1 protein-coding gene is annotated in these 727 nt (G+C 55.3%); it reads left to right on the forward strand.

Annotated elements, in window-relative coordinates:
- On the forward strand, nucleotides 1–545 hold a 545-nt coding region (locus NW818_RS13910; protein WP_414424891.1), incomplete at its 5' end, for a deoxyhypusine synthase family protein.
- Nucleotides 546–727: the final 182 nt, after the last annotated feature.

Consider the following 727-nt stretch of genomic DNA (forward strand, 5'->3'; position numbering starts at 1 on the left):
TTTTTCCGCACCAGTTCCTCTATCGAATCCTGCGTTCAGGCGCGCTGAAACAGTACTATCAGATCGATCCGCGCGACTCGTGGGTCTACGCGGCGATGGAGCGTGACCTGCCGATCTATGTTCCGGGTTGGGAAGACTCGACGACCGGCAATATCTATGCTGCGCACTGCATTGCTGGCGACATCAAGAATGTGCATACCGTGCGCGGCGGGATCGAGTACATGATCGACCTGGCTGACTGGTATACCAGAACCTCAGCCAGACATTCGATCGGATTCTTCCAGATCGGCGGCGGAATTGCGGGGGATTTCCCGATCTGTGTGGTGCCGATGCTGCACCAGGACCTGCGTCGCACCGATGTGCCGGTGTGGGGCTATTTCTGCCAGATCAGCGATTCGACGACCAGTTATGGTTCGTATTCGGGTGCAGTACCGAATGAAAAGATCACCTGGGGCAAACTGGCAGTCGATACACCGAAGTTTATCATCGAGTCGGATGCAACAATCGTTGCTCCGCTAATCTTTGCTCTGGTGTTGGGATGGTGATTCCTTCCTGCGTGTACTGTTGATCAGGTGTCTGATGCTAGAGCCGGATAAACTAAAATAGCCTTACAACGCCGCCCAACACGCGCTTGCACCTGACGCTGCTCTGCTGCGCCTGGCAGCGCAGGTGGAGCGCTAACCGTTGGGTATTGCGCGATATAGCAGTGCTCAGATACGTTGACCCT

This window comes from Synechococcus sp. R6-5, from assembly GCF_047461775.1.
Classification (GTDB): domain Bacteria; phylum Cyanobacteriota; class Cyanobacteriia; order Thermostichales; family Thermostichaceae; genus Thermostichus.